This is a genomic window from Aminobacter sp. P4_H6_2, assembly GCF_056400805.1.
Genome location: NZ_JBFUKO010000362.1, coordinates 1 through 5,419, shown reverse-complemented (window position 1 = coordinate 5,419; position 5,419 = coordinate 1). Strand labels below are relative to the sequence as shown.

The 5,419-nt window shown below is 61.1% G+C and carries 5 protein-coding genes; 2 read left to right on the top strand and 3 right to left on the bottom strand.

Annotated features, from left to right (window positions below; genetic code table 11):
- Positions 1 to 1,554: TRCF domain-containing protein (locus AC1DUU_RS21700; RefSeq protein WP_476785458.1), on the top strand; the 1,554-nt coding region annotated here is incomplete at its 5' end.
- Between the two features lie 61 nt (positions 1,555 to 1,615).
- Here AC1DUU_RS21700 and AC1DUU_RS21695 read toward each other — a convergent pair.
- Both AC1DUU_RS21695 and AC1DUU_RS21690 read right to left on the bottom strand, forming a co-directional pair.
- Entirely contained in the window at positions 1,616 to 2,293 is a 678-nt protein-coding gene (locus tag AC1DUU_RS21695; protein WP_476785457.1) for a DsbA family oxidoreductase, read from the bottom strand.
- A 29-nt stretch (positions 2,294 to 2,322) separates the two neighbouring features.
- Positions 2,323 to 4,143 carry an extracellular solute-binding protein gene (locus tag AC1DUU_RS21690; RefSeq protein WP_476785456.1) on the bottom strand — a complete coding sequence of 607 codons (1,821 nt, stop codon included), beginning with the start codon at positions 4,141 to 4,143 and terminating at the stop codon, positions 2,323 to 2,325.
- 234 nt (positions 4,144 to 4,377) lie between these two features.
- Between AC1DUU_RS21690 and AC1DUU_RS21685 the strand changes: the two genes are divergently transcribed.
- Positions 4,378 to 5,004, top strand: coding sequence for an invasion associated locus B family protein (locus AC1DUU_RS21685; protein ID WP_476785455.1), 627 nt, complete (start codon positions 4,378 to 4,380; stop codon positions 5,002 to 5,004).
- Positions 5,005 to 5,079: 75 nt separating this feature from the next.
- Here AC1DUU_RS21685 and hspQ read toward each other — a convergent pair whose 3' ends face one another.
- Positions 5,080 to 5,403 carry a heat shock protein HspQ gene (gene hspQ, locus AC1DUU_RS21680; RefSeq protein WP_476785459.1) on the bottom strand — a complete coding sequence of 108 codons (324 nt, stop codon included), beginning with the start codon at positions 5,401 to 5,403 and terminating at the stop codon, positions 5,080 to 5,082.
- Positions 5,404 to 5,419 lie beyond the last annotated feature (16 nt).

Sequence of the window (5,419 nt, the reverse complement as noted above, 5' to 3'; positions counted from 1 at the left end):
GGTTTCGGCAAGACGGAGGTGGCGCTGCGCGCAGCCTTCATCGCGGCTATGGAAGGTTTCCAGGTGGCGGTGGTGGTGCCGACGACGCTTTTGTCGCGCCAGCATTTCAAGACGTTCACGCAGCGTTTCGCCGGCCTGCCGATCAAGGTCCGGCAGGCCTCGCGGCTTGTCGGCACCAAGGAACTGGCCGAGACCAAGCAAGGCATCGCCGACGGCACTGTCGACATCGTCGTCGGTACGCATGCGCTGCTGGGTTCGTCGATCCAGTTCAAGAATCTCGGGCTGCTGATCATCGACGAGGAGCAGCATTTCGGCGTCAAGCACAAGGAACGGCTCAAGGACCTGAAGAGCGACGTGCATGTGCTGACGCTATCGGCGACGCCGATCCCGCGCACGCTGCAACTGGCGCTGACGGGGGTGCGCGAACTGTCGCTGATCGCCACCCCGCCTGTCGACCGCATGGCGGTGCGCAGCTTCATTTCGCCCTACGACCCGCTGGTCATTCGCGAAACACTGTTGCGCGAGCGCTATCGCGGCGGCCACAGTTTCTATGTCGTGCCGCGCATTGCAGACCTTGCGGAAGTGCATCAATTCCTTCAGGAATCAGTGCCGGAACTCAAGGTCGCTGTTGCCCACGGCCAGATGGCGGCGGGCCAGCTCGACGACATCATGAATGCCTTCTATGACGGCCAGTACGACGTGCTGCTGTCGACGACGATCGTCGAATCCGGCCTCGACATTCCGACGGCCAACACGCTGATCGTGCATCGCGCCGACATGTTCGGCCTGTCCCAGCTCTACCAGTTGCGCGGCCGCGTTGGCCGCTCCAAGGTGCGCGCCTATGCGCTGTTCACGCTGCCGGCCAACCGCACGCTGACCACCACCGCCGACCGCCGGCTCAAGGTGCTGCAGTCGCTCGATACGCTGGGCGCAGGCTTCCAACTCGCCAGCCACGATCTCGACATTCGCGGTGCCGGCAACCTTCTGGGCGAAGAGCAATCGGGCCACATCAAGGAAGTCGGCTTCGAGCTCTACCAGCAGATGCTGGAAGAGGCAGTGGCCGAGCTGCGTGGCAGCGGCGAAGCGATCGACACAGGCTGGTCGCCGCTGATCGCGGTCGGCACGGCGGTGATGATCCCGGAGGCTTACGTACCCGACCTCCAGCTCAGGCTGGCGCTTTACCGCCGTCTCGGCGATCTGGAGAATACCGAAGAGATCGACGGTTTCGGCGCCGAACTCATCGACCGCTTCGGACCGTTGCCGGAAGAGGTCAAGCACCTGCTCAAGATCGTCTTCATCAAGGCGCTGTGCCGCAAGGCCAATGTCGAGAAGCTCGATGCCGGGCCGAAGGGCGTGGTGGTGCAGTTCCGCAAGCGCGAATTCGCCAATCCGGCCGGGCTGGTGCGCTACATCGCCGAGCAGGGCTCGCTGGCCAAGATCAGGCCCGACCACAGCGTGGTGTTTGCGCGCGACTGGCCAAATCCGGAGAAGCGGCTGGCTGGCTCGGCCGTCATCATGACGCAGTTGGCGAAGCTCGCCGAACAAGCGGCTTAAATGCACAAATCCCTCACCACCTGACGGCGACGAGGGATCGGCATTTTCGGCAATATGAAGATCAGTTGAGCGTCGGCGCGCCGGCTGCCTTTTCGGTAGCGACCTGGCGGATGGCGTCGGCGAGTGTCGCCGAATCCTGGGCGCCCATGACCGCATATTTGCCATCAATCAGGAAGCACGGCACACCGGTGATGCCCATGCGTGAGGCAGTGACGATCTCATTGGTCACGTCGTCGCGGTCGGCGTCGGTGGCAAGCAGCGATTCGACCACGGCCGCATCCATGCCTGCGGTGCGGGCTGCCTCGACCAGCACGGCGTGGTCGCCGATATCCTTGCCCTGCTCGAAATAGAGGCTGAACAGCGAACGCGCGAGCCTGTCTTGCACGTCATTGCCGGAAGCCGCCGCCCAACGGATGAGGCGGTGGGCGTCGAGCGTATTGGGCGCAACCGTGATGGCATCGAAATCAAAAGCAATGCCTTCGACCGCGCCGAGCGAGACCAAATTGGCGTGAACCTGCTGCAGGCGCGCCTCGTCGCTGAATTTCGCCAGCATGTAGGCCTTGCGTTCCTTGCCTTCCGGCGGGATCGTCGGATCAAGCTGGAATGGACGCCACCGCACCTCGGCCTTGACCTCGGGAAGGCTGGCAAGTGCGCTTTCCAGGCGCTTCATTCCAAGAAAGCACCATGGGCAGACAACGTCGGAGACGACGTCGATGGTGATTTGGTTCTGGTCGGTCATGGATAGGTCCTTAGCTTGTGCAGTCCGATTTAACCGCCCTGACTCCACCAGACCGGCAATTGATAGCCAGATATGGGTGTTTTTTCCGGATGTTTTAGTCTCTTGGCATAAGCGATCCACTGCTCGGAATTATGCTGCATCGGAACCATGTAGTTGCCGGAGATCAGCAATCGGTCAAGGACGCGCACTGCGGCAACGAAATCGTCCTTCTCGCGGGCCTGGAGCATCGCCTCGATGGCCGCGTCGACGGCCGGGCTTGAGACGCCGGCAAGATTGAACGAGCCGGGCTTCTGGGCGGAGGACGAGCCCCAGCGGCCAATCTGTTCGATTCCGGGCGACAATGTGCCGGAGAAGCCGGTCACGCCAATCAAGACGTCGAAATCGAAGGCCTGCTTGCGCGACTGGATCTGATCGGCCTCAAGCGCCCGGATCGTCATGGTGATGCCGAGCTTTTCCAGCGTGCGCTGGTAGATGGCGGCCAGGCGCTGCTCAGCTTCAGAGGAGGTCAGGATTTCGAACGCGAAGGGTTTTCCCTCAGGGTCGAGCATCTTGCCGCCCTGCAGCGTGTAGCCCGCACTCTTGAGCAGGTCGAAGGCAGCCTTCAGAACCTTGCGGTCCTGGCCGGAACCGTCCGTAACTGGCGGGCGGTAGGTGCCGTCCATGACGTCCGGGCGCACAGCACCAGGGAAGGGCGCCAGCAGCGCTTTTTCCTTGTCGTTGGCCGGCACGCCATAGGCTGACAGTTCCGAGCCCTGCCAGAAGCTGACGGTGCGTTCGTATTTGCCGCTGAACAGGTTCCGGTTGGCCCATTCGAAGTCGTAGAGCAAACCGAGTGCCTGGCGGACGACCGGATTTGCGAATTTCGGCAGGCGCGTGTTGAACATGAAGCCCGTAACCACGGGAGGCAAACCGCTCTTGAAGGTTTCTGCAACGATGTCGCCGTTCTTGAAGGCGGGGAAGTCGAAGCCACGCTCACGCTTGACCGGATCGGCCTCGGTGAAGGTGTCGCAAATGCCCTTCTTGAACGCCTCGAACAGGGCCGCGGTGTTGAGGAAATACTCGATGGTGATCTGGTCGTAATTGTCGAAGCCACGCTTCGAGGGGATGTCGCGTGCCCAGTATTCGGGGTTGCGCTTGAAGACGATGCGCTCGCCGGGCTTCACGTCGGCCACGGTGTAAGGTCCGCTCCCAACGATCGGCTTCAGCGTCGTCTGGTCGAAAGTGGCCATGTCGAAGAAGTGCTTGGGCACGATCGGCGTCAGCGCGATGATGAGCGGAAATTCGCGGTCGGCCTTGTCGTTGAAGGTGAAGCGGACGCTGAGGTCGCCGGTCTTTTCGATCTTCTCGATCTTGGACATGCGGTCGCTGTAAGGCGGGCGGCCCTTTTCGGTGAAGACTTCATAGGTGAAAATCACATCGTCGGGCGTGATCGGCTGGCCGTCCGACCATTTGGCGTTCGGATCGATGTTGAACTCGATCCATTTGCGGTCGGGATCGATGTCGACCGACTTGGCGGTAAGGCCGTAGACGCTGAAGGCCTCGTCGGCGCTGCGCTGCATCAGCRATTCGAAGACCAGATTGCCGTAGATCGTGTCGAGCATGCCGCGCGCGGTGGTGCGCAGGCTCTTGATGATGAACGGGTTGAGGTTGTCGAAGCTTCCTATGACGCAATAGGTGATCTTGCCGCCCTTGGGGGCGTCCGGATTGGCATAAGGAAAGCTCTTGAAGTCGTCCGGCAAGGCCGGAGTGCCGTGCATGGAAAGGCCGTGGACCGGTTCTGAATTGGCCGCGCGCGGGGCAAGAAGAGCGATTGCGGCGGTGGCAACCAGCAGCGAAAGAGTGCGTCTCACGACGATTCTCCACGAATTCGGGGAAACTTTGATGATTCGAAGGGTAGCGCACCCAGACAAGGGCCGTCCATTGCCGGCTGAAGGCACAAGAAATGCGCTGAAGCGGGCTGGATTCACAGCGCACGGCAGTGTAACAGGCGCGACGAAGTCATGCTGTTGCCTCAATTGCCCAACAGGTAGCGTCGACACACGGCTTGGGCCGGTTCCGGGATTGTTTGAGAGGAATTCATGAAGATGACGAGCCAGAAATTCGACGGTCTCCGCCTGTCGGTCTTGGCGACTGGCGTTGCCGGTATGCTGGCATCGGGCCTCGCACCTGCTGCCGCGCAGCAGCAACAGATCCCGCAGGGCTGGTTCAAGGCTTGCTCCAAGCAGGCTGACGTGGACATCTGCAACGTGCAGAACATCCTGACCGCCAGCAACGGCCAGCTGGTGACCGGCATTTCGATGATCGAGCTCAAGGGCAAGGTCAACCGCAAGGTGTTCCAGGTTACCGTGCCGAGCGGTCGTCTCGTGCCTCCCGGCATCGGCCTGCAGGTCGACGGCGGCAAAGCGCAGAAGCTCGAATACGTGATCTGCTTCCCGGACCGCTGCGTTGCCGAGATCGCCCTTACCGATCCGCTCATCGCCTCGTTCAAGAAGGGCACTGAGCTCACGCTGACGTCGATCAACTTCCAGAACCAGCCGAACCCGATCAAGGTTTCGCTGTCGGGCTTCACTGGCGCCTTCGATGGCGAGCCGATGAAGCAGTCGGATCTGGAAGACCGCCAGAAGAAGCTCCAGGAGTTCGTGTCGAAGAACAACGAGGACTTCGCCAAGAAGCTCAAGGAAGAGCAGGACAAGGCCAAGACGGCCAACTGATCGACCTGACAGATCTGACATGAAAAAAGCGGGGTTTCGGCCCCGCTTTTTTTGTTTCGTATCAGGCGCTTGCGCCTAATGACTGATGCGCGCCTTGGGGGCGTATCGGCCATCCGAAATCTTGTCAAAATACTCGCCGACCTGAGGATGGCGGACCGGCTCGCCGGAGCTGTCCTCAAGCAGGTTCTGCTCGGAGACATAGGCGACGTATTCGGTCTCGGCGTTTTCAGCCAGCAGGTGATAAAAGGGCTGGTCGCGGCGGGGGCGCACGGCGGCGGGGATCGCCTCGTACCATTCTTCGGTATTGGCGAATTCGGGGTCGACATCGAAGATTACGCCCCGAAACGGAAAGACACGGTGGCGCACCACCTGTCCTATAGAGAATTTTGCCGTCTTCATGCGGATCACCCGATGC

What these genes read in the sequence shown, in the direction of transcription:
- AC1DUU_RS21695 (WP_476785457.1), bottom strand. Translation starts at nt 2,293, where the DNA reads ATGACCGACCAGAACCAAATCACCATCGACGTCGTCTCCGACGTTGTC.
- hspQ (WP_476785459.1), bottom strand. Translation starts at nt 5,403, where the DNA reads ATGAAGACGGCAAAATTCTCTATAGGACAGGTGGTGCGCCACCGTGTC.
- AC1DUU_RS21685 (WP_476785455.1), top strand. Translation starts at nt 4,378, where the DNA reads ATGACGAGCCAGAAATTCGACGGTCTCCGCCTGTCGGTCTTGGCGACT.